Annotated in this window: 19 protein-coding genes; 5 read left to right on the forward strand and 14 right to left on the reverse strand. The window is 70.8% G+C overall.

The genetic code is table 11. The features are described from left to right. Positions 1–2: 2 nt before the first annotated feature. From CSR00_RS08260 to glnA, 5 genes are all read right to left on the reverse strand, one after another. Positions 3–1154, reverse strand: a complete 1152-nt coding sequence (locus CSR00_RS08260) for an acyl-CoA dehydrogenase family protein (RefSeq protein WP_099021904.1) — start codon at positions 1152–1154, stop codon at positions 3–5. A 10-nt stretch (positions 1155–1164) separates the two neighbouring features. Next, positions 1165–1554, reverse strand: a complete 390-nt coding sequence (locus CSR00_RS08265; RefSeq protein ID WP_099021905.1) for a DoxX family protein — start codon at positions 1552–1554, stop codon at positions 1165–1167. A gap of 54 nt (positions 1555–1608) precedes the next feature. Continuing rightward, positions 1609–2049, reverse strand: a complete 441-nt coding sequence (gene dtd / locus CSR00_RS08270) for a D-aminoacyl-tRNA deacylase (RefSeq protein ID WP_099021906.1) — start codon at positions 2047–2049, stop codon at positions 1609–1611. 50 nt (positions 2050–2099) lie between these two features. Further along, a complete protein-coding gene (locus tag CSR00_RS08275) occupies positions 2100–2732 on the reverse strand; it encodes a sensor domain-containing protein (RefSeq protein ID WP_176561960.1) in 633 nt (210 codons plus the stop codon). 245 nt (positions 2733–2977) lie between these two features. Further along, on the reverse strand, positions 2978–4414 hold the full coding sequence (gene glnA, locus CSR00_RS08280; RefSeq protein WP_099021908.1) for a type I glutamate--ammonia ligase: 1437 nt from the start codon (positions 4412–4414) through the stop codon (positions 2978–2980). Positions 4415–4545: 131 nt separating this feature from the next. Here glnA and CSR00_RS08285 point away from each other — a divergent pair, with 131 nt between their 5' ends. Further along, positions 4546–5010, forward strand: coding sequence for an RDD family protein (locus CSR00_RS08285; RefSeq protein WP_099021909.1), 465 nt, complete (start codon positions 4546–4548; stop codon positions 5008–5010). Between the two features lie 36 nt (positions 5011–5046). Here the strand turns inward: CSR00_RS08285 and CSR00_RS08290 are convergent, their stop codons facing one another. The 5 genes from CSR00_RS08290 to sucB all read right to left on the reverse strand — a co-directional run bounded on the left by CSR00_RS08290 (position 5047) and on the right by sucB (position 10292). Next, positions 5047–5799 carry a DUF4191 domain-containing protein gene (locus CSR00_RS08290; RefSeq protein ID WP_099021910.1) on the reverse strand — a complete coding sequence of 251 codons (753 nt, stop codon included), beginning with the start codon at positions 5797–5799 and terminating at the stop codon, positions 5047–5049. 61 nt (positions 5800–5860) lie between these two features. Beyond that, complete coding sequence (gene lipA, locus CSR00_RS08295) at positions 5861–6805, reverse strand: lipoyl synthase (protein ID WP_099021911.1); 945 nt, start codon at positions 6803–6805, stop codon at positions 5861–5863. Beyond that, positions 6802–7575 carry a lipoyl(octanoyl) transferase LipB gene (lipB, locus tag CSR00_RS08300; protein ID WP_099021912.1) on the reverse strand — a complete coding sequence of 258 codons (774 nt, stop codon included), beginning with the start codon at positions 7573–7575 and terminating at the stop codon, positions 6802–6804. The genes lipA and lipB overlap by 4 nt, the downstream gene beginning before the upstream one ends. 15 nt (positions 7576–7590) lie before the next feature. Then, positions 7591–8499, reverse strand: a complete 909-nt coding sequence (locus CSR00_RS08305; protein ID WP_099021913.1) for a TIGR01777 family oxidoreductase — start codon at positions 8497–8499, stop codon at positions 7591–7593. A gap of 26 nt (positions 8500–8525) precedes the next feature. Further along, positions 8526–10292 carry a 2-oxoglutarate dehydrogenase, E2 component, dihydrolipoamide succinyltransferase gene (sucB, locus tag CSR00_RS08310; protein ID WP_099021937.1) on the reverse strand — a complete coding sequence of 589 codons (1767 nt, stop codon included), beginning with the start codon at positions 10290–10292 and terminating at the stop codon, positions 8526–8528. Positions 10293–10508: 216 nt separating this feature from the next. Between sucB and CSR00_RS08315 the strand changes: the two genes are divergently transcribed. Further along, a complete protein-coding gene (locus tag CSR00_RS08315; RefSeq protein WP_099021914.1) occupies positions 10509–10844 on the forward strand; it encodes an oxidoreductase in 336 nt (111 codons plus the stop codon). A 141-nt stretch (positions 10845–10985) separates the two neighbouring features. After that, on the forward strand, positions 10986–12755 hold the full coding sequence (locus CSR00_RS08320) for an SDR family oxidoreductase (protein WP_099021915.1): 1770 nt from the start codon (positions 10986–10988) through the stop codon (positions 12753–12755). 158 nt (positions 12756–12913) lie between these two features. On the opposite strand, the gene CSR00_RS08325 is transcribed toward CSR00_RS08320, so the two are convergent. Continuing rightward, a complete protein-coding gene (locus CSR00_RS08325) occupies positions 12914–14461 on the reverse strand; it encodes a leucyl aminopeptidase (RefSeq protein ID WP_099021938.1) in 1548 nt (515 codons plus the stop codon). Positions 14462–14500: 39 nt separating this feature from the next. On the opposite strand from CSR00_RS08325, the gene gcvT reads away from it, so the two are divergent. Both gcvT and CSR00_RS08335 read left to right on the forward strand, forming a co-directional pair. Next, complete coding sequence (gene gcvT / locus CSR00_RS08330) at positions 14501–15601, forward strand: glycine cleavage system aminomethyltransferase GcvT (RefSeq protein WP_099021916.1); 1101 nt, start codon at positions 14501–14503, stop codon at positions 15599–15601. A 22-nt stretch (positions 15602–15623) separates the two neighbouring features. Further along, on the forward strand, positions 15624–16730 hold the full coding sequence (locus tag CSR00_RS08335; RefSeq protein WP_099021917.1) for a branched-chain amino acid aminotransferase: 1107 nt from the start codon (positions 15624–15626) through the stop codon (positions 16728–16730). Here the strand turns inward: CSR00_RS08335 and CSR00_RS08340 are convergent. The 3 genes from CSR00_RS08340 to CSR00_RS08350 are packed head-to-tail and all read right to left on the reverse strand — an operon-like array spanning position 16727 to position 19172. Further along, positions 16727–17494: an adenosylcobinamide-GDP ribazoletransferase gene (locus CSR00_RS08340; protein ID WP_099021918.1), complete on the reverse strand. Its 768-nt coding sequence runs from the start codon at positions 17492–17494 to the stop codon at positions 16727–16729. The two genes, CSR00_RS08335 and CSR00_RS08340, sit on opposite strands and share 4 nt — an antisense overlap. Next, the gene (gene cobT / locus CSR00_RS08345; RefSeq protein ID WP_328514694.1) at positions 17491–18576 is read right to left on the reverse strand and encodes a nicotinate-nucleotide--dimethylbenzimidazole phosphoribosyltransferase; all 1086 of its coding nucleotides are present in this window, start codon (positions 18574–18576) and stop codon (positions 17491–17493) included. Before cobT ends, CSR00_RS08340 begins: the two co-directional genes overlap by 4 nt. Positions 18577–18599: 23 nt before the next feature. Next, positions 18600–19172: a bifunctional adenosylcobinamide kinase/adenosylcobinamide-phosphate guanylyltransferase gene (locus tag CSR00_RS08350; RefSeq protein ID WP_099021920.1), complete on the reverse strand. Its 573-nt coding sequence runs from the start codon at positions 19170–19172 to the stop codon at positions 18600–18602. Positions 19173–19174: the final 2 nt, after the last annotated feature.

The raw sequence follows: 19174 nt of genomic DNA on the forward strand, positions 1-19174 counted from the left end.
GCTCACAGCGAGCGGGCGATGATCTCCTTCATCACCTCGTTGGCGCCGGCGTAGATCCGTTGCACCCGGGCGTCCTCGTACATCCGGGCGACCAGGTACTCGCGCATGTAGCCGTAGCCGCCGTGCAGCTGAACGCAGCGGTCGACGACCTCGCACTGCCGGTCGGTCAGCCAGTACTTGGCCATCGCCGCCTCGGTGGCATCGAGCCGGCCCCGCAGGTGCGATTCGACGCAGTGGTCGAGGAAGACCCGGCAGGTGCGGGCCATGGTCACGCATTCGGCGAGCTCGAAGGCCGTGTTCTGGAACGCGAACAGGCTGTGCCCGAAGGCTTCCCGGGATTTCGTGTAGGCGACGGTGTCGTCGACGGCGCGTTCCATCCCGCCGACGGCCTGGGCGCTGACGATCAGGCGCTCCTGGGGCAACTGGGCGATCATCTGCCCGAAACCCCGACCCTCCTCGGCGCCCAGCAGGTTGGACACCGGGACCCGCACATCGGTGAACGAGATCTCGGCGGTGTCCGACCCGTGCAGCCCGACCTTGTCCAGCACGCGGGTCACCTGGTAGCCGGGGTTGTCGCGCACGTCGACGAGCAGCAGCGAGACGCCCCGCGCGCCCGCCTTCGGGTCGGTCTTGACCGCCAGCAGCACCAGGTCCGCCGAGCCGCCGTTGGTGATGAAGGTCTTGGACCCGTTGACCACATACGCGTCGCCCTCGCGCACCGCGGTGGCGCGGATGGCCTTGAGGTCCGAGCCGGCGCCGGGTTCGGTCATACCGATCGCGCCGAGCACCTCGCCGCTGGCCATCGGCGGCAGCCAGCGCCGCTTCTGCTCCTCGCTGCCGTAGGCCAGCAGGTAGTGCGGCACGATTCCGCTGTGCACGCCGATGCCCAGGGACAGGTCGCCGGCGTAGCCCTGGGCGTCGAACACCGCCAGATCATGGGCGAATGTGCCTCCGCCGCCGCCGTATTCGGTCGGGATCGAGCACAGCAGCAGTCCCAGCTTGCCGGCCTCGGTCCACACCGACCGGTCGATGCGGCGCTGTCTGTCCCAGGTGTCGACGTGCGCGACGACCTCTCGGTCGAAGAAGCCCTTCGCCAGCTCGAAGAGCGCCGTCACCTCGTCGTCGTACCAGGACGGTACGTGCTTGCTCACCATGCAGGTGAGGCTACCGCCGGTTCACCGCCGGCGATCCGGGCCCGATGAACACCAGCAGCAGCAGCGCGAAGCAGAACAGCACCGCGGGCTCACCGCCGTTGTTGATCGGCCAGAAGTCGGTGCCGAGGTGCTGCCAGAAGTAGGCCACCGCCATCGACCCGGAGCCCAGGAACGCCGCCGGGCGGGAGAAGAAGCCCACGGTGACCAGGGCGCCGACCACCAGCTCGATCACCCCGGCCCACCACATGGGCCAGACGCCGACGTCCAGGGCCGGGCCCGCCGGCCAGCCGAAGAGCTTGGAGGTGCCATGCAGGAAGAACAGCAGGCCGATGACGATGCGGAAGATGCCGATGGCCAGGTCGGACTGGGTGCTGAGCCGGTCGTCCAGTGTCTGTGACATGACTGTGGATCATACTTAACGGACCGCGGTCCGGATAGTGCGGGAGGGTGACCGTCACGAATCGTTCAATTCCAGCATCACCGTCACCGGGCCGTCGTTGACCAGCGCCACCTGCATGTCGGCGCCGAACACCCCACTGGCCACCGTGGCGCCGAGCCCGCGCAACGCGTCGGCGAACGCGGTCACCAGGGGTTCGGCCACCGGCCGGGGGGCCGCGGCGTTCCAGGAGGGGCGCCGACCCTTGGCGGTGTTGGCGTACAGCGTGAACTGACTGATCACCAGCACCGGTGCGCCGAGGTCGGCGGCGCTGCGTTCGTCGTCGAGAATCCGCAGCGTCCAGAGCTTTTCGGCCATCCGGCGGGCCAGGGCGGCGTCGTCGGAGTGCGTGACGCCCACCAGGGCGACCAGGCCCTGTCCGGAGGGTCGGATCTCGCCGACCACCTCGCCGCCGACACTGACACTGGCTGAGGACACCCGCTGCACCAACACGCGCATCACGCCATTCTCCCGTGCCCACGCCGGCGGCACCGCGGGGCCGGTCGCGGCTACTGCTCGCCGGCGTTGACGAGCATGCTGTTGATGAGTGCCGTTGCCTCGTCGCGGATCCGCACGCCGCACACCGAGGTCTCGACGATCGCATTCTCCACGGCCGCCATGGAGTGCTGGCACTCCGCGGGGCCGAAGTCGGCGAGCCGGGACATCTGGCTGATGACGGGCCCTTCGTGGACGACGTCGTCGAGCACCACGTCGAGCCAGTCGGTGCCGTCGGTGAGCGTCAGCGGCGCGGCGGAGCAGTCGCTCCATATCCGCGCCGATTCGTTTAGGAAGTCCTCGGCGGCACCGGCGGAGGGCAGGGCCACCACGGCCTGCTCGATCCACAGGCCCAGTTCGTCGTCGGGCTCGGTGGCCACCCGCCTCAACACCGCGGTGTAGTCGGTGCCGGCATAGGCCAGTTCCTCGGCGGTGTAGATGGCCCCGATGCACTCCGGGGCGGAAATATCGCCGGAATCGTCGTCCATCGCATAGAGATCCCTGACCACCTCGATGCGGGTGCCGCCGAAGGTGTCGACGAGTTCGGCCTCGCCGAGCAGGATGGGGTCCAGGTCGTCCTCGCCGAGCAGCGTGGCTTCGGGCGGTTCACCCTGGCCGCGGACGGCAACCCCGTCCACCGTGCTCACGCATCCGGACAGTGTGAGCGCAAGCAATACCGAGCCCGTGCCCAACACCCGTATCACGGCGGTCACCACCCCATTGTCGAGGACCGGCGAGCGACTCGCTGCACTCAACGGTACTCCGCTGTGACCCAGGCCACAATGTCGTCCCGGGGTCCCTGCGAAAACACCCGCGCCGCCCCGGGGTGCGGGAGGGCGCGGGTGTCTCGTCGGTCGTTACGCGTTACACGTCGTCTCTCACACGTCGTCTCTCACACGTCGTAGTAGAGCGCGAACTCGTACGGGTGCGGACGGATCTGCACCGGCATGATCTCGTTCTCCCGCTTGTAGGAGATCCAGGTCTCGATCAGGTCCGGCGTGAACACGCCGCCCTCGGTGAGGTACTCGTGGTCCTCCTCGAGGCGGTCGATGACCGCGGAAAGCTGAGTCGGGGCCTGCGGGATGTTGGCGGCCTCGTCCGGCGGCAGCTCGTAGAGGTCCTTGTCGACCGGGGCCAGCGGCTCGATCTTGTTCTTGATGCCGTCGATCCCGGCCATCAGCATGGCCGCGAACGCCAGGTACGGGTTGCCCGAGCTGTCCGGGCAGCGGAACTCCAGGCGCTTGGCCTTGGGGTTGTTGCCGGTGATCGGGATACGCACGCAGGCGCTGCGGTTGCGCTGGCTGTACACCAGGTTGATCGGGGCCTCGTAGCCCGGCACCAGACGCTTGTAGGAGTTCACCGTCGGGTTGGTGAACGCCAGCAGCGACGGCGCGTGGTGCAGGATGCCGCCGATGTAGTGGCGGGCCAGATCCGACAGACCCGCGTAGCCGGCCTCGTCGTGGAACAGCGGCTTGCCGTCCTTCCACAGCGACTGGTGGCAGTGCATGCCCGAGCCGTTGTCGCCGAACAGCGGCTTGGGCATGAAGGTCACGGTCTTGCCGTTGGCCCAGGCGGTGTTCTTGATGATGTACTTGAACAGCAGCACATCGTCGGCCGCGTGCAGCATCGTGTTGAACTTGTAGTTGATCTCGGCCTGCCCGGCGGTGCCCACCTCGTGGTGACCGCGTTCCAGCTCGAATCCGGCGTTGATCAGATTGGTGGCCATCTCGTCGCGCAGGTCGACGTAGTGGTCATAGGGCGCGACGGGGAAGTAGCCGCCCTTGGGGCGCACCTTGTAGCCACGGTTGGGGGAGCCGTCGAACTCGGTGGGCTCCCCGGAGTTCCACCAGCCCGACTCGGAGTCGACCTCGTAGAAGGTGCCGTTCATCTTCGAGTCGAAGGCCACCGAGTCGAAGATGTAGAACTCGGCCTCGGCGCCGAAGTAGACGGTGTCGGCGATGCCGGTGGAGGCCAGGTAGTTCTCCGCCTTGCGGGCCACGTTGCGCGGATCGCGGGAGTAGGCCTCGCGGGTGAACGGATCGTGGACGAAGAAGTTGAGGTTGAGCGTCTTGGCGGCGCGGAACGGGTCGATCTGAGCGGTCGCGGGGTCCGGCAGCAGCATCATGTCGGATTCGTGGATCGACTGGAAGCCGCGCACCGACGAGCCGTCGAAGGCCAGGCCGTCTTCGAAGACGCTCTCGTCGAACGCCGACGCAGGGATGGAGAAGTGCTGCACAACACCGGGCAGATCGCAGAACCGGACGTCGACATACTCGACGCTCTCGTCCTTGATCAACTTGAAAATGTCGTCAGCGGTCGTTTCTGCCACTTAGTACTCCTATGTCTAGGCACACAGAATTCTGATAACCCGCGGCTGACGCTATGAAGCCGATGTTGCACGGCAGTCAACCGCATGTTGCGCTGACGTTACGCAATCTGCGGCGACCTATGCTGTCAGATATGGCCCGCTCGATCTCGTCCTGGCTGTCCGGTCCCGAGCCGACCGACTACGACCGCGGATCCCGCTACCCGGGCGAGGCGCTCGGCCTGCCCGAGAACGGCCCCCGGTCGATGGCGCGGACGGGCCGGCGCTTCGCCGCGCTTTTGGTGGACTGGCTGATCTCCTACGGTCTGGCCGCGCTGCTGATGACGTTCGGGCTCTACTCGCAGGCCTTCCTCTCGACGGCGGTGCTGGCCATCTGGTTCGCCCTCGGCGCGGTGTCGGTCCGGTTGTTCGGGTTCTCCCCGGGCCAGTGGGCGCTGGGCCTGATGGTGGTTCCCGTCGACGGCCGGCTGCATACCGGATTCGGCCGCGCGCTGGGCCGCGGCCTGCTGCTGGCCCTGGTGATCCCCGCGCTGTTCATGGACGCCGACGGGCGCGGCCTGCAGGACAAACTGACCTTCACCGCGGTGGTGCGGCGCTGACCCGCTGACCGGAGCCACCGCCGGCGGGGCCGGTGGCTAGCGGCGCTTGACCGTGCGCTGCACGCCGCGCATCTTGGCCTGTGCGGGCAGCGGTCCCTTCGGCATCGCCGCCGGGCCGACCTTCGAGCCCAGGGCCACCAGGCGTGACTCCAGCGAGTCCATCTGCTTGGCGCTGATGTTTGCCGGCAACTTGCTCAGGTGCCGCTCCAGCTTGGCCAGCGGCACCTCGCCCTCGCCGTTGCCCACCACGATGTCGTAGATCGGGACGTCGCCGACCAGGCGGGCGGTGCGCTTCTTCTCCTGCGCCAGCAGTGGTTTGACCCGCCCCGGTGAGCCCTCGGCGACGAAGATGACACCGGGGCGCCCGATCACCCGGTGCACCGCGTCGAAGTGGCCGGTGGCCGCCACCCCGGGGGTCACCCGCCACTTGCCCCGCAGGTTCTCCAGCGCCCACGCGGCGGCCCCGGTCTGGCCCTCGGCCTTGCGGTAGACCGACTTCTGCGCCCGCCGGCCGAACACGATGAAGGCCACCAGCGCGCCCAGCACCACGCCGAACACGATCATCATGTACATGGTGAATCCGCCGAAGAACAGCCCCGCGGCCACCGACAGCGCGACGATCACCACGAACACCAGCGCCATGTACGGCAGCAGCCGCTTGTCCTCTTTGCGCTGGATCTGGAACGCCTGCCACAGCTGACTGCGCCGGTCCTTCGACGCCTTCTTGCGGGCTGCCTTCGCCTCGGCCTTGGCGGCCTTCTTCGCGGCGGCACTGCTGGATTTCGCCATAGCTCCACAGGATACGGAACCGGCGGGGCGCCGCGAAAACGGCGGGCGTGGGGCGCGGGCGTCAGCCCCGGGTCGTCGCGTGTTCCGAGCGCGACCGGATGGCCTGGCCGTAGAGCCGGCCGGCCCGGTACGACGACCGCACCAGCGGCCCGGCCAGCACGCCGGCGAACCCCAGCGACTCGGCGAACTCGGCGTGCTCGTCGAACTCCCCGGGTTCGACCCAGCGCTCCACCGGATGGTGGCGCACCGACGGCCGCAGGTACTGGGTGATGGTGACGATGTCGCAGCCCGCCCCGTGCAGGTCGCGCAGCGCGGTGCGCACCTCCTCGGGGGTCTCACCCATGCCCAGGATCAGATTGGACTTGCTCACCAGCCCCGCCTCGCGGGCGGCGGTCAGGACGTCCAGGCTGCGCTGGTAGCGGAACGCGGGGCGGATGCGTTTGAAGATCCGCGGCACGGTCTCGACGTTGTGGGCCAGCACCTCCGGGCGGGCGTCGAAGACCTCGCGCAGCAGCGCCGGTTCGCCGTTGAAATCGGGGATGAGCAGCTCCACCCCGGTGTCGGGGTTGAGTTCCTTGATGGCGCGCACCGTTTCGGCGTACAGCCAGGCCCCGCCGTCGGGCAGGTCGTCGCGCGCCACCCCGGTCACCGTGGAGTACCGCAGGCCCATCGCGGCCACACTCTCGGCCACGCGGCGCGGCTCGTCACGGTCGAGCTCGGCGGGCCGGCCGGTGTCGATCTGGCAGAAGTCGCAGCGCCGGGTGCACTGTTCACCGCCGATGAGGAACGTCGCCTCCCGGTCCTCCCAGCACTCGTAGATGTTGGGGCAGCCGGCCTCCTCGCACACCGTGTGCAGGCCTTCGCGTTTGACCAGTGCCTTGAGCTCGGTGTACTCCGGCCCCATCCGGGCCCGGGTCTTGATCCAGGGCGGCTTGCGCTCGATGGGGGTTTGGGCGTTTCGGACCTCCAGCCGCAGCAGCTTCCGGCCCTCGGGAACGACGCTCACCGCAACGATGCTACGCGGCCGCTCCCGGCGCCGCCGTGCCCGGCTTCAGTGGTGGGATGGCTGCCCGGGCGGGTCCCGACCGCAAGCTCGCCGTCGAGAGCGTCGAGCACCGCGCGCTGCACCAGCGGCCGGACCTCGTCGACGCCGACCCGCCGGCCCAGCTCGGCGGCCAGCGAGGTCACCCCGGCGTCGGCGATACCGCACGGCACGATGGTGCCGAACGCGCCCAGATCGCAGTCGCAGTTCAGCGCGAACCCGTGCAGCGTGACCGACCGCGCCACCCGGATCCCGATCGCGCCGATCTTGCGGGCCGGACGCGGACCCTGCGCCGGCAGCCAGACCCCGGAGCGTCCTTCGACCCGGCCGGCGGCCGGCAGGCCGAGTGCGGCACACACGCCGATCAGCGCCTCCTCCAGGCGCCGGACGAAGTTCACCACGTCCAACGGTTCGGCCAGCCCGATGATCGGATAGCCGACCAGCTGGCCGGGCCCGTGCCAGGTGATCTTGCCCCCGCGGTCGGTGTCGACCACGGGCGTGCCGTCCACCGGGCGTTCGTGGGCCTCGGTGCGCCGGCCCGCGGTGTACACCGCCGGATGCTCCAGCAGCAGCAGGGTGTCGGGCCCGCCGCCGACCCGGGCCTCGGCCAGGTCGCGCTGCAGCTGCCAGGCGGTCAGGTAGTCGATGCTGCCGAGGTGGCGGACCCGTACCGATGTCCCGGCGGACCGGATCGACCGGGATGCGGACCCGGGGATCTGCGACGGTGCGGCCATGTCCCGACGGTACCGCTAGCCGCGCGGACGTGCGGTGGCGTAGGCCAGCGCTTCGCCGATGGTGTTGTGGTGGAAGCCGAACCCGGCGCGCTCCAGCGCGGCCGGGATCACCCGCTGCCCGGCCAGCAGCCCCTCGTCGGCGAACTCGCCCAGGGCCGCGCGCACCGCGAAGCCCGGCGCGAGCAGCAGGGTGGGCCGGTTGAGCGCGCGCCCGAGGGCGGTGGTGAACTCCGCGTTGGTCACCGGCGCCGGACCCGCGAGGTTGACGGGGCCGGACAGCTCGGGGGAGTCGACGGCGAACAGCACCGCACGGACGGCGTCCTCCAGCGAGATCCACGGCATGTACTGGCGACCGTTGCCCAGCCGGGCGCCGAGTCCCAGCGAGAAGATCGGCTTGAGCCGCCCCAGCAGACCGCCCTGCGGAGAGAGCACCAGACCCGTGCGGGCCAGCACCACCCGGCTTCCGGCATCGGCGGCGGCCCCCGTCGCCGCCTCCCAGTCCATGCACAGCCGGGCCAGGAAACCGCTTCCGGGAGGAGCGGTTTCGTCGACCACGCGGTTGCGCGTGTCGCCGTAGTAGCCGACAGCGCTGGCGTTGACCAGGGTGGGCACGCCCGCCTGCGCGACCGCCGAAGCCAGCACCTCGGTCGGTGCGATGCGGCTGTCGCGCAGGCTCTGCTTGAAGGCCCCCGACCACCGGGAGTCGCTGATCCCCACGCCGCACAGATTCACCACGGCGTCCACGCCGATCAGCGCGTCGGCATCGAATTCGCCGGTGGCCGGATTCCAGTACAGCTCGTCGGCGCTCGAGGGCGCGCGACGCACGATGCGAAGGACGCGCCGATCGCCGGCGCGCAGCGCCGAAACCAGCGCGGAGCCGATCAGACCGGACGACCCTGCGATCGCGATGGTGGCCGGTGCCACGAGATGTGTGTCCTCTCCGGGGATCCCTAGAGCCCCAGGTCGGCCTCGAACGCCCCCTCTTCGAGCCGCCGCTTGATCGTCGTGACGAAGCGGCCCGCATCGGCGCCGTCGATGAGGCGGTGGTCGTAGGTCAGCGGCAGGTAGCACACCGACCGGATGCCGATCAGTTCGTTGCCGGCGTCGTCGACGACCACCCGCGGCCGCTTGACGATGGCACCCGTGCCGAGCATGGCGGCCTGCGGCGGCACCAGGATCGGGGTGTCGAACAGGGCGCCCTGGCTGCCGATGTTGGTGATGGTGAAGGTGCCGCCGGACAGTTCGTCGGGCTTGAGGTCGCCCGAGCGGGCGCGCGCGGCGATGTCGTTGATGGCGCGGGCCAGCCCGGCCAACGACAGGTCACCGGCGTTGTGGATCACCGGGGAGAGCAGGCCCTGCTCGGTGTCGACAGCGAACCCGAGGTGCTCGGAGTCGTAGTAGGTGATCTCCTTGGAGTCCTCGTTGTAGCTGGCGTTGACGTTGGGGTGTGTCTTGAGGGCGTCGATCACCGCACGGGCGATGAACGGCAGGTAGGTCAGGTTGACACCCTCGCGCTCGGCGAAGTCCTTCTTCGCCCGGGCCCGCAGCGCCACGACCCTGGTCATGTCGACCTCGTGGGTCTGGGTCAGCTGCGCGGTCGCCTGCAGCGACTCGCGGGTCTTCTTCGCGGTGATCTGCCGGATCCGGTTGGCCTTCTGGGTGGTGCCGCGCAGGTGGGCCAGCGGTCCGCTCTCCGGGGCCGCCGCGGGTGCCGGGGCCGGCTTCTGGGCCGGTTTCTCGGCCGGCTGCTCGGCCGGCTTCGACTTCTGCTCGGCGGCGGCCAGCACGTCCTGCTTGCGGATGCGCCCGCCGACGCCGGTGCCCTTCACCGCGCTCAGATCTACGTCGTTCTCGGCGGCCAGTTTGCGCACCAGCGGGGTGACGTACGGCCCGGACTCGCCGTCACCCTCGCCGCCGGCGGCCGCCGCCGGGGCGGGCTCACGCTTGGGTTCGGGCTTGGGTTCGGGCTTGGGTTCCGGCTTGGGCTCGGGTTTGGGCTCGGGCTTGGGCTCGGCCTTCGGTTCCGGCTTGGGCTCGGGTTTCGGTTCGGGTTTGGGCTCGGGCTTGGGTTCCGGCTTGGATTCGGGAGCGGCCGAGGCGTCCCCGATCTTGGCCAGTTCGCCGCCGACCTCCACGGTCGCGTCCTCGTCGGCGGTGATGCTCAGCAGGGTGCCGGCCACCGGCGAGGGGATCTCGGTGTCGACCTTGTCGGTGGAAACCTCGACGAGTGGCTCGTCGACCTCCACCGAGTCGCCCACCTTCTTCAGCCACCGGGTCACGGTGCCCTCGGTGACCGACTCGCCCAGTTCGGGCATCAGCACGGGCGTGGCCGACCCGCCACCGGAGGAGTCACTCGAGGATTGCGGCTCGGGCTCGGGCTCGGGTTCCGGTTCGGAAGCCGCCTGCGGTTCGGGCTCGGGCTCGGGTTCGGGTTCCGGGCTGGCTTCGGGCGCCGGCTGCTCCTCGCCGCCGCCTTCGCCGGCCTCACCGATCGTCGCGAGGTCGCCACCGACCTCCACGGTGTCGTCCTCCTGGGCGATGATCTTCGTGAGCACACCGGCCACCGGCGAGGGGATCTCGGTATCGACCTTGTCCGTGGAGACTTCGAGCAGTGGCTCGTCGACCTCGACGGTGTCGCCCTCCTGTTTCAGCCAGCGGGTGACGGTCCCTTCGGTGACGCTCTCACCGAGTGCGGGCATCTGTACGGAGACGGCCATGTCTGTTGACTCCTCGAAGGTCATTCGTCACGGGTCGAACCTCTGGCTTACCACAGCGTCGTGTACCGAGTCAGGCACCCAAGTGGATTGTCTTTCACCCTTGCGATACCAATCCAATCATTGCTTCCGGATTCGCACTCACCCAGGGTTGACCGCGGGTTCTGGCACTATCGAATTGACCGAGGGATTCCAGATTCCGGGAGGAGTGCACCGCTGGTGGGACTGTTCGACAGACTGCGCCCCCGCCGCTCGCGAGCCGCCGGCGCCGACCTGAGATACCTGCGCGACTGGACGGCACAACACACCGGTGTGGAGGCCTTCGTCGAGCCCAAGACCACCGTCACCGACCTGACCGTCGTGCTCGTGGCCGCCGACGGCGAATGGACCCGGCGCCGGGTCGGGGGAGAATCCGGGGCCCGGCGGCTCTCCGACCGGTTGAAGATCCCCGTCTACGACGTCCAGAAGGTCGGCTACCCCCAGCGCATGCGCGACCACGACGCGCGCCGGCGCATCGAACGGCGCCGCGCCCTGCGCGAGGAGCTCGAAGACTAGACCGGCGCCGCGCTCCGGCGCTCTTGACACCGCGGCGGCGGCTGGGCAGGGTCTGAACCATCCGATACCGCCGGTATTGGATACCTGGTGAAGTATCGGACAGCTCATGCAGCGGATGTCCAGGCGGGAGGCCCCCAAGCGATGACGCCCACACGGTTCGTCGACAGCAGCGATGCCCGGATCGCGGTCTACGAGGAGGGCGACCCCGACGGCCCCACCCTGGTCCTCGTGCACGGCTGGCCCGACTCGCATGTGCTCTGGGACGGCGTCGTGCCGTTGCTGCGGGACACCTTCCGGATCATCCGCTACGACAACCGCGCCGTCGGGGAATCCTCGGGACCCGCGCACCACTCCGGGTACACCATGGCCCGCTACGCCGACGACTTCGCCGCGGTCATCGCGGCCACCAGCCCCGCCGAGCCGGTCCACGTTCTCGCCCACGACTGGGGGTCCACCGCCATCTGGGAGTACCTGAGCAGACCCGGCGCCGACGACCGGGTCGCCGCGTTCACCTCGGTGTCCGGCCCGAGCGGAGACCATCTCAACCGCTACGTGATGGGCGGGCTCAAACGGCCCTACCGACCCCGCCGCTTCCTGCGCAGCCTGGCCCAGCTGAGCCGACTGAGCTACATGGGCGCCTTCTCGGTGCCCGTGCTGGCGCCCGCGGCGGTGCGCCTGTTCGTCGCCGAGAAGATGGTCACCCGGTCGCTGCGCCGCCGCGACGGCATTCCCGCCGAACACATCCACCACGGCCCCGCCTATCGTGACGACGCCGCCAACAGCCTGAAGGTGTACCGCGCCAACTTCTTTCGCTCGTTCGCCAGTGCCCGGAACGACCACTACGTCCGCACCCCGGTCCAGCTGATCGTCAACACGCGCGACCCGTTCGTGCGGTACTACATATTCGATGAGACGCCGCGCTGGGTGCCACGGCTGTGGCGCCGCGACATCGCCTCGGGGCACTGGGCGCCGATGTCGCATCCCCAGGTGCTCGCGCAGGCCGTCGCGGAGCTGGCCGAGTTCGTCCGCACCGGTCACGCCGCGCGTGCGCTGCGGCGCGCCGAGGTCGGCCGCCGAGACCGCGGCCCGTTCACCGACACCCTGGTCTCGGTGACCGGCGCCGGCCGTGGCATCGGCCGCGAGACCGCGCTGGCGTTCGCCGCCGAGGGCGCCGAGGTGATCGTCAGCGACATCGACGAGGCCGGCGCCAAGGACACCGCCGCGGCCATCGCCTCCCGCGGCGGCGTGGCCCACGCGTACGCCCTGGACGTCTCCGACGCCGCGGCCGTGGAACGCTTCGCCGAGCGGATCTGCGCCGAGCACGGCGTACCCGACGTCGTGGTCAACAACGCCGGAATCGGTCAGGCCGGGCAGTTCCTGGACACCCCGCGCGAGCAGTGGGACCGGGTGCTAGAGGTGAACCTCGGCGGGGTCGTCAACTGCTGCCGGGCGTTCGCGGCGCCGATGGTCGCGCGCGGTGCCGGCGGCCATGTGGTCAACGTCGCGTCGATGGCGGCCTACGCGCCACTGCAGTCACTGAACGCCTACTGCACCTCCAAGGCGGCGGTGTACATGTTCTCCGACTGTCTGCGCGCGGAACTGTCCGCCGCGGGGATCGGGCTCACCACCATCTGTCCCGGGCTCATCGACACCGGCATCGTGGGGGCCACCCGGTTCGACACCCCCGCCGGAGGCGCCGGCGCGCGCCAGGGCGCCCAGGCCCGCGCCAAGGTGCAGAAGCTGTTCTCGGTGCGGCGCTACCCGCCCCAGAAGGTGGCCCGCCAGATCGTCTCGGCGGTCAGGAAAGACAAGGCGATCCAGCCCGTGGCGCCGGAGGCGCACCTGCTCTACGGGGTTTCACGGGTGCTGCCGCCCGTGTTGCGCAGCACCGCCCGCGGCCGGGTGGTCTGACCCCGCCTCCGCACACCCGAGTCATCTGGATGGTCGCCCGAGTCAACGCGATGGCATCGAGACGGTAATGAGAGCGACGGCAAGCGCGAAACCTCGCTCTGGGTACCGAATCGAAGCCCGGGTGGGGGTGAGCCAGCCGTTCTCGCCAGCCGTTCTCGCTAGCCCTTCTCGACGATGTCCTCGAGCACCGCGAGCATGGTGCGCGCCGGCACCCCGGTGCCACCCTTGCCGGTGTAGCCCCACGGGCCGCCGGTGTTGTAGGCCGGGCCGGCGACGTCGATGTGCACCCACTGCACACCGTCTGCGACGAACTCGCGCAGATACACCCCGGCCACCAGCATCCCGGCGAACCGCTGGCCGCTGATGTTGGCCAGGTCGGCCACGCTCGACTTCAGGTCGTCCTTGAGCTCGTCGGGCAGCGGCATGGCCCAGCCGTTCTCGCCGACCTCCTGGGAGATGTTCGCGACCCGGTCGCGGAAGTCGTCGGACCCCATCACCCCCGGGATGCGCGCGCCCAGCGCCACCGTCTGCGCACCGGTCAGCGTCGAGGTCTCCATCAGGTAGTCGGGCTTGTCCTCGCAGGCCCGCACGATCGCGTCGGCGAGGATCAGCCGGCCCTCGGCGTCGGTGTTGAGCACCTCGACGGTGGTGCCGCCGTACTGGGTCAGCACATCGCCGGGGCGCTGCGCGGTCGCCGAGGGCATGTTCTCGGCCATCGGCACCGTGGCGATGACGTCCAGCGGCAGCCCGAGTTCGGCGGCGGTCACGGTCGCGGCGATCACCGCGGCGGCCCCACCCATGTCGGAGGTCATGTGGTGCATCGAGGCCGCCGGCTTGATCGAGATGCCGCCGGTGTCGAAGGTGATGCCCTTGCCCACCAGAGCAACCTTCTTGGCGTTGCGTTTGGTGGCGCCGCGATGGATCAGCCGCACCAGCCGCGGCGGCCGTGAGGACCCCTTGCCGACACCGACGACGCCGCCGTAGCCGCCCTTCTCCAGCGCCTTCTCGTCGAGGACCTCCACCTCCAGCCCGGCGGCCTCGCCGAGAGCCTTTGCCCGCTTGGCGAATTCGGCCGGAAACAGGTGGCTCGGCGGGGTGTTGACGAGGTCGCGGGCGGTCGCCACGCCGGTGGCGATCGCGGCGGCCCGCACCGCCTGCTTGCGGGCGTCCCGGGCCGTGGACAGCACGGTGATCTTGCGCAGTCCCCTGTCGGTGGGGGCCGTCTTCGCGCTGCGGAAGTCGCTGAACCGGTAGGCACCGAGGATCAGGCCCTCCACCGTGGCCGCCAGGTCCAGTTCGGACAGCGTGGTCACCACGGTCTCGACCCCCGAGAGCGACCGGGCGGCCGCGCCGGCGGCACGCCGGATCGTCTCGGCGGGCCAGTCCTGACGGGGCTTGCCCAGCCCGACGGCCAGCACGCTGGCCACCGGCAGCGACGGCACCACCAACCGGGTCACCTGCTCGGCGCCGCCCTTGGCGCCGAGGGCCTCCAGCGCCACCTCGATCTCGCCGACGGCCTCGGCGTCGAGGAACGGCGTGCCGACGACCCGGGCGGACTTGTCCGGCCCGGACTTGGCCGGGGACGCCGGGGATTCTGGCTCGGCGCCGACCACACCGACGATCAACACGGCCGAACCCAGCCCACGGCTGGGCATGGTGGACGCGACGGCGACGGTGGGGGACTGGTAACCGGGTTGGGTGCTCACCCCGATCACCCTAAACGTGGGGCACTACTCTGGGTGCTCGTGACCGACAACCAGCTCCTGCACGGCCCGCTCGAAGACCGCCACCGCCAGCTGGGCGCCAGCTTCGCCGAGTTCGGCGGCTGGCTGATGCCGGTCTCCTACGCCGGCACCGTCGCCGAACACAACGCCACCCGCAACGCGGTCGGCCTGTTCGACGTCAGCCACCTGGGCAAGGCGCTGGTACGCGGTCCCGGTGCGGCGGAGTTCGTCAACTCCGCGCTGACCAACGACCTGCGCCGCATCGGTCCGGGCAAGGCCCAGTACACCCTGTGCTGCACCGAGGACGGCGGGGTGATCGACGACCTGATCGCCTACTACGTCTCCGACGACGAGATCTTCCTGGTGCCCAACGCCGCCAACACCGCCTCGGTGGTTGCCGCGATGAAAGCCCGTGCCCCCCAAGACCTCAGCATCACCGACGAACACCGGTCCTACGCGGTGCTGGCGGTCCAGGGCCCCAGGTCCACCGAGGTGCTGCAGGCGTTGGGCCTGCCCACCGACATGGACTACATGGGTTACGCCGACGCCGAGTACGGCGGTGTGCCGGTGCGGGTCTGCCGCACCGGATACACCGGCGAACACGGCTACGAACTGCTGCCGACGTGGGACGCCGCGCCGGCGGTGTTCGACGCGCTGGTGGCGGCGGTGGGCGAGGCCGGCGGTGAGCTGGCCGGACTGGGCGCGCGTGACACCCTGCGCACCGAGATGGGCTACCCGCTGCACGGCCACGAGCTGTCGCTGGACATCTCGCCGCTGCAGGCGCGCTGCGGATGGGCGATCGGCTGGAAGAAGGACGTGTTCTGGGGCCGCGAGGCGCTGCTGGCCGAGAAGGCCGCCGGCCCGGCCCGGTTGCTGCGCGGGCTGCGTGCGGTCGGCCGCGGCGTCCTGCGCGGCGAGCTGACCGTGCTCGCCGGCGACACCCCCGTCGGCGTCACCACCTCCGGGACGTTCTCGCCGACGCTGAAAGCCGGTATCGCGCTGGCGCTCATCGACACCGCCGCCGGGGTGTCCGACGGCGACCGGCTCATCGTCGACGTGCGCGGCAGGCCGCTGGAATGCGACGTGGTCAAACCGCCGTTCGTGGCCCCCAAAACCCGCTAGCGCCCGGTTATACAATTCGTCCATGACCAACGGCCCCCTCGAGTTCACGCTTGCCCGCAACACCACCCCGGCAAGCGACGAGGTACGCGCCGAGATTCTGCGTGACCCCGGCTTCGGTCGTTTTCACACCGACCACATGGTGTCGATCGACTACACCGAGGGCACCGGCTGGCACAACGCCGCCGTGCTGCCCTACGGTCCCATCGAACTCGACCCGTCGGCGATCGTGCTGCACTACGCGCAGGAGGTCTTCGAGGGTCTCAAGGCCTACCGCTGGGCCGACGGGTCCATCGTGTCGTTCCGGCCGGAGGCCAACGCCGCCCGGATGCGGACCTCCGCGCGCCGGCTGGCCATGCCGGAGCTGCCCGACGAGGCGTTCATCGAGTCGCTGCGCCAGCTGATCGCCGTCGACGGCGCCTGGGTGCCGCCCGCCGGCGGTGAGGAGTCGCTGTACCTGCGGCCGTTCATGTTCGCGACCGAACCCGGTCTGGGGGTGCGCCCCGCCGCCGAGTACCGCTACCTGGTGATCGGCTCGCCCGCGGGGGCCTACTTCAAGGGCGGGGTCAAACCGGTCAGCGTGTGGCTGTCCACCGAATACGTGCGCGCCAGCCCCGGCGGCACCGGGGCGGCCAAGTTCGGCGGCAACTACGCCGCGTCGCTGCTGGCCCAGGCCGAGGCCGCCGCGCACGACTGCGACCAGGTGGTCTGGCTGGACGCCATCGAGCGCCGCTACATCGAGGAGATGGGCGGGATGAACCTGTTCTTCGTCTTCGGCAGCGGCGGCTCGGCGCGCCTGGTCACCCCGGAGCTGTCGGGCTCGCTGCTGCCCGGCATCACCCGCAACTCGCTGCTGCAGTTGGCCACCGACGCCGGCTTCGCCGTCGAGGAACGCAAGATCGACGTCGAGGAGTGGCGCAAGGGCACGGCCACCGGGGAGATCACCGAGGTGTTCGCCTGCGGCACCGCCGCGGTCATCACCCCCGTCGCCCGGGTGAAATACGGCGACGGCGAGTTCACCATCGCCGACGGCCAGCCCGGCGAGGTGACGATGGCGCTGCGGGACACGCTGACCGGCATCCAGCGCGGCACCTTCGCCGACACCCACGGCTGGATGGCCCGACTGGGTTAACCGCCGGCGACCAGGCCCAGCGCGGTCACCGTCGTCGTCACCTCGACGGCGGCGCCCAGCACGTCCCCGGTGACCCCGCCGAACCGGCGCACACAGTGGGTGAGCAGCGCGGCGGTCAGCAGCAGCGCGCCCGCCACCACCAGGGGCCCCTGCCAGGGCCGTGGCGTGACGAACACCGACGCACCGGCGAGCGCCACCGCCCAGGCCAGCACCACGCCCAGCGGTTGGGTGCCGGCCACCGTCGCGCCGAGCGTGCTGCCGGGCGCGGCGGGCACCCAGCGGCGGCACGCGACGACGGCGGCCACCCGGCCCGCGGTCACCGCGACGACGATGACTCCCAGGGCCTCCAGGACCCCCGGGACCCCCGGCGCGGCCACCGAGAAGGCGTGCGAGAAAGCGGAGGCCTGCAGGCCCAGCACCACCATGACCGCCGCCACGGCGAACGGGCCCACGGTACCGTCGCGCATCACCGCCAGCGCGCGTTCGGGCGGGCCGTAGCAGCCCAGGCCGTCGACCGTGTCGGCCAGCCCGTCGATGTGCAGGCCCCGGGTGGCCAGCAGCAACACCGCCACCGCCGCCAGGCCCGGGATCAGGCTGCCGGCGCCGAAGAGGGCCGCACACCCGGCGGCGACGGCCGCGGCCAGCGCCCCCAACACCACCCCGACCACCGGCAGCGCCGTCAGCGCACCCCGGCCGATGCGGGTGCCCGCCGGCACCGGCAGCACCGTCGCGAAGCCGAAAGCGCCGGTCAGCGCGGCGATCACGGGGGGTCGGTTCGGCCGGACACGCTGGCCGAGTCGAATGTCGCCATGCCCGCGAGCACCGCGACCGCGGCGCGCAGGATCGGCAGGGCCAGCGCCGCGCCGGAGCCCTCGCCCAGGCGCATGCCCAGATCCACGATCGGTTCCAGTTCCAACTGCGCCAGGGCCAGCCCGTGCGCGGGCTCGGTGGAGCGGTGCCCGGCCTGCCACCAGGCGCGGGCTCCGGGGGCCAGCCGCTCGGCGACCAGGGCGGCGGCGGTGACCACCATCCCGTCGAGCAGCACCGGGGTGCGCCGCACCGCCGCCTGCGCCAGGAAGCCGGCCATGGCCGCCAGGTCGGCGCCGGCGCCGACCCGCAGCACCGCCTCGGGATCGAAGCGCACCGGGTGCACCCGGTAGAGCGCGTCGCGCACCGCGGCGGTCTTGCGTTTCCAGCCCTCGTCGTCGATGCCGGTGCCCCGGCCGACCACCGCGACCGGCTCGCTGTTGGTCAGGGCGGCCACCAGCACGGTGGCCGCGGTGGTGTTCCCGATGCCCATGTCCCCGGCGATCAGCAGGTCGGCGCCGGCGTCGACCTCCTCGTCGGCGATCCGCCGGCCCGCCGCCAGCGCGGCGGCGGTTTCCTCCTGCGACAGCGCGTCGGTCACGGCGATGTCGCCGCTGGACCGGCGCACCTTGTACGCGCCGATCCGCTGGGCCGGTGACACGGGGGTATCGAGGGGGGTATCGGGCCCGGTGTCGGGGGTGTCGACCGCGATGTCGACCACCCGCACCCCGGCATCCGCGCAGCCGGCCAGCACGTTGATGGCCGCACCGCCCGCGGCGATGTTGGCGACCATCTGCGCGGTCACCTCCGGGGGATAGGCCGACACACCCGACCTCGCCACCCCGTGGTCGCCGGCGAACACGACGACCCGGGCGCGCTCGAACTGCGTCGGCGGGCAGGTGCCCTGGCACGCCGACACCCACACCGAGAGGTCCTCCAGGCGGCCGAGCGCGCCCGACGGTTTGGTCAGCGTGTCCTGGCGGACCCGGGCGGCGTCGGCGGCCGCGGCGTCGGGCGCCCGTACCGCCGGGAACTCCACCGGCGGCTGCACCGGCGACTCGGTCATGACACCCGCTCCGGTTTGACCGGCACCGCGACCCCCGCGATCACCAGGACGACGCGCTCACAGGCGGCCGCCAGCCGCTGGTTGAGTTCGCCGAGTGTGTCGGCGAAGCGACGACCGCTCGCGGTGGCCGGCACGACGGTCAGCCCCACCTCCGGGCTGACCAGGGTCAGCGCTGCACCGAATCCGGCCACGGCATCGACGAGCTCGGCGATCTCGTCCTCGACGTCGTCGACCGGGTCCCGCGCGGTGCCGCCCGCCGGCGCCGGCTCCCACGCGCCGTGGCGGTCCATCGTCGCGGTCAGCCACCCGCCGATGTCGTCGACCAGGGTCGGCGCCGCCGGCGTCTCCCGCAGGCAGGCCGCCACGTCGGCGGTCTCCACGGTCGCCCAGTGCGCGGGGCGGCGCGCCCGGTGCCGCGACACCCGCGCCGACCAGTCGGCATCCGATCCGGGTGACGGTCCGGTGGCCAGGTAGCGCACCGGGTGGCTGGATCCGAGTGGCCCACCGATGGCCTGCTCGGCCCAGCGCGATTTCCCCGACCTGATGCCCCCAAGCACCAATGTCCGCATCG

Origin of the sequence: Mycolicibacterium palauense (assembly GCF_002592005.1) — a bacterium.
GTDB lineage: Bacteria > Actinomycetota > Actinomycetes > Mycobacteriales > Mycobacteriaceae > Mycobacterium > Mycobacterium palauense.

What these genes read in the sequence shown, in the direction of transcription:
- CSR00_RS08260 (WP_099021904.1), bottom strand. Translation starts at nt 1,154, where the DNA reads ATGGTGAGCAAGCACGTACCGTCCTGGTACGACGACGAGGTGACGGCG.
- CSR00_RS08265 (WP_099021905.1), bottom strand. Translation starts at nt 1,554, where the DNA reads ATGTCACAGACACTGGACGACCGGCTCAGCACCCAGTCCGACCTGGCC.
- dtd (WP_099021906.1), bottom strand. Translation starts at nt 2,049, where the DNA reads ATGCGCGTGTTGGTGCAGCGGGTGTCCTCAGCCAGTGTCAGTGTCGGC.
- CSR00_RS08285 (WP_099021909.1), top strand. Translation starts at nt 4,546, where the DNA reads ATGGCCCGCTCGATCTCGTCCTGGCTGTCCGGTCCCGAGCCGACCGAC.
- CSR00_RS08290 (WP_099021910.1), bottom strand. Translation starts at nt 5,799, where the DNA reads ATGGCGAAATCCAGCAGTGCCGCCGCGAAGAAGGCCGCCAAGGCCGAG.
- lipB (WP_099021912.1), bottom strand. Translation starts at nt 7,575, where the DNA reads ATGGCCGCACCGTCGCAGATCCCCGGGTCCGCATCCCGGTCGATCCGG.
- sucB (WP_099021937.1), bottom strand. Translation starts at nt 10,292, where the DNA reads ATGGCCGTCTCCGTACAGATGCCCGCACTCGGTGAGAGCGTCACCGAA.
- CSR00_RS08320 (WP_099021915.1), top strand. Translation starts at nt 10,986, where the DNA reads ATGACGCCCACACGGTTCGTCGACAGCAGCGATGCCCGGATCGCGGTC.
- CSR00_RS08335 (WP_099021917.1), top strand. Translation starts at nt 15,624, where the DNA reads ATGACCAACGGCCCCCTCGAGTTCACGCTTGCCCGCAACACCACCCCG.
- CSR00_RS08350 (WP_099021920.1), bottom strand. Translation starts at nt 19,172, where the DNA reads ATGCGGACATTGGTGCTTGGGGGCATCAGGTCGGGGAAATCGCGCTGG.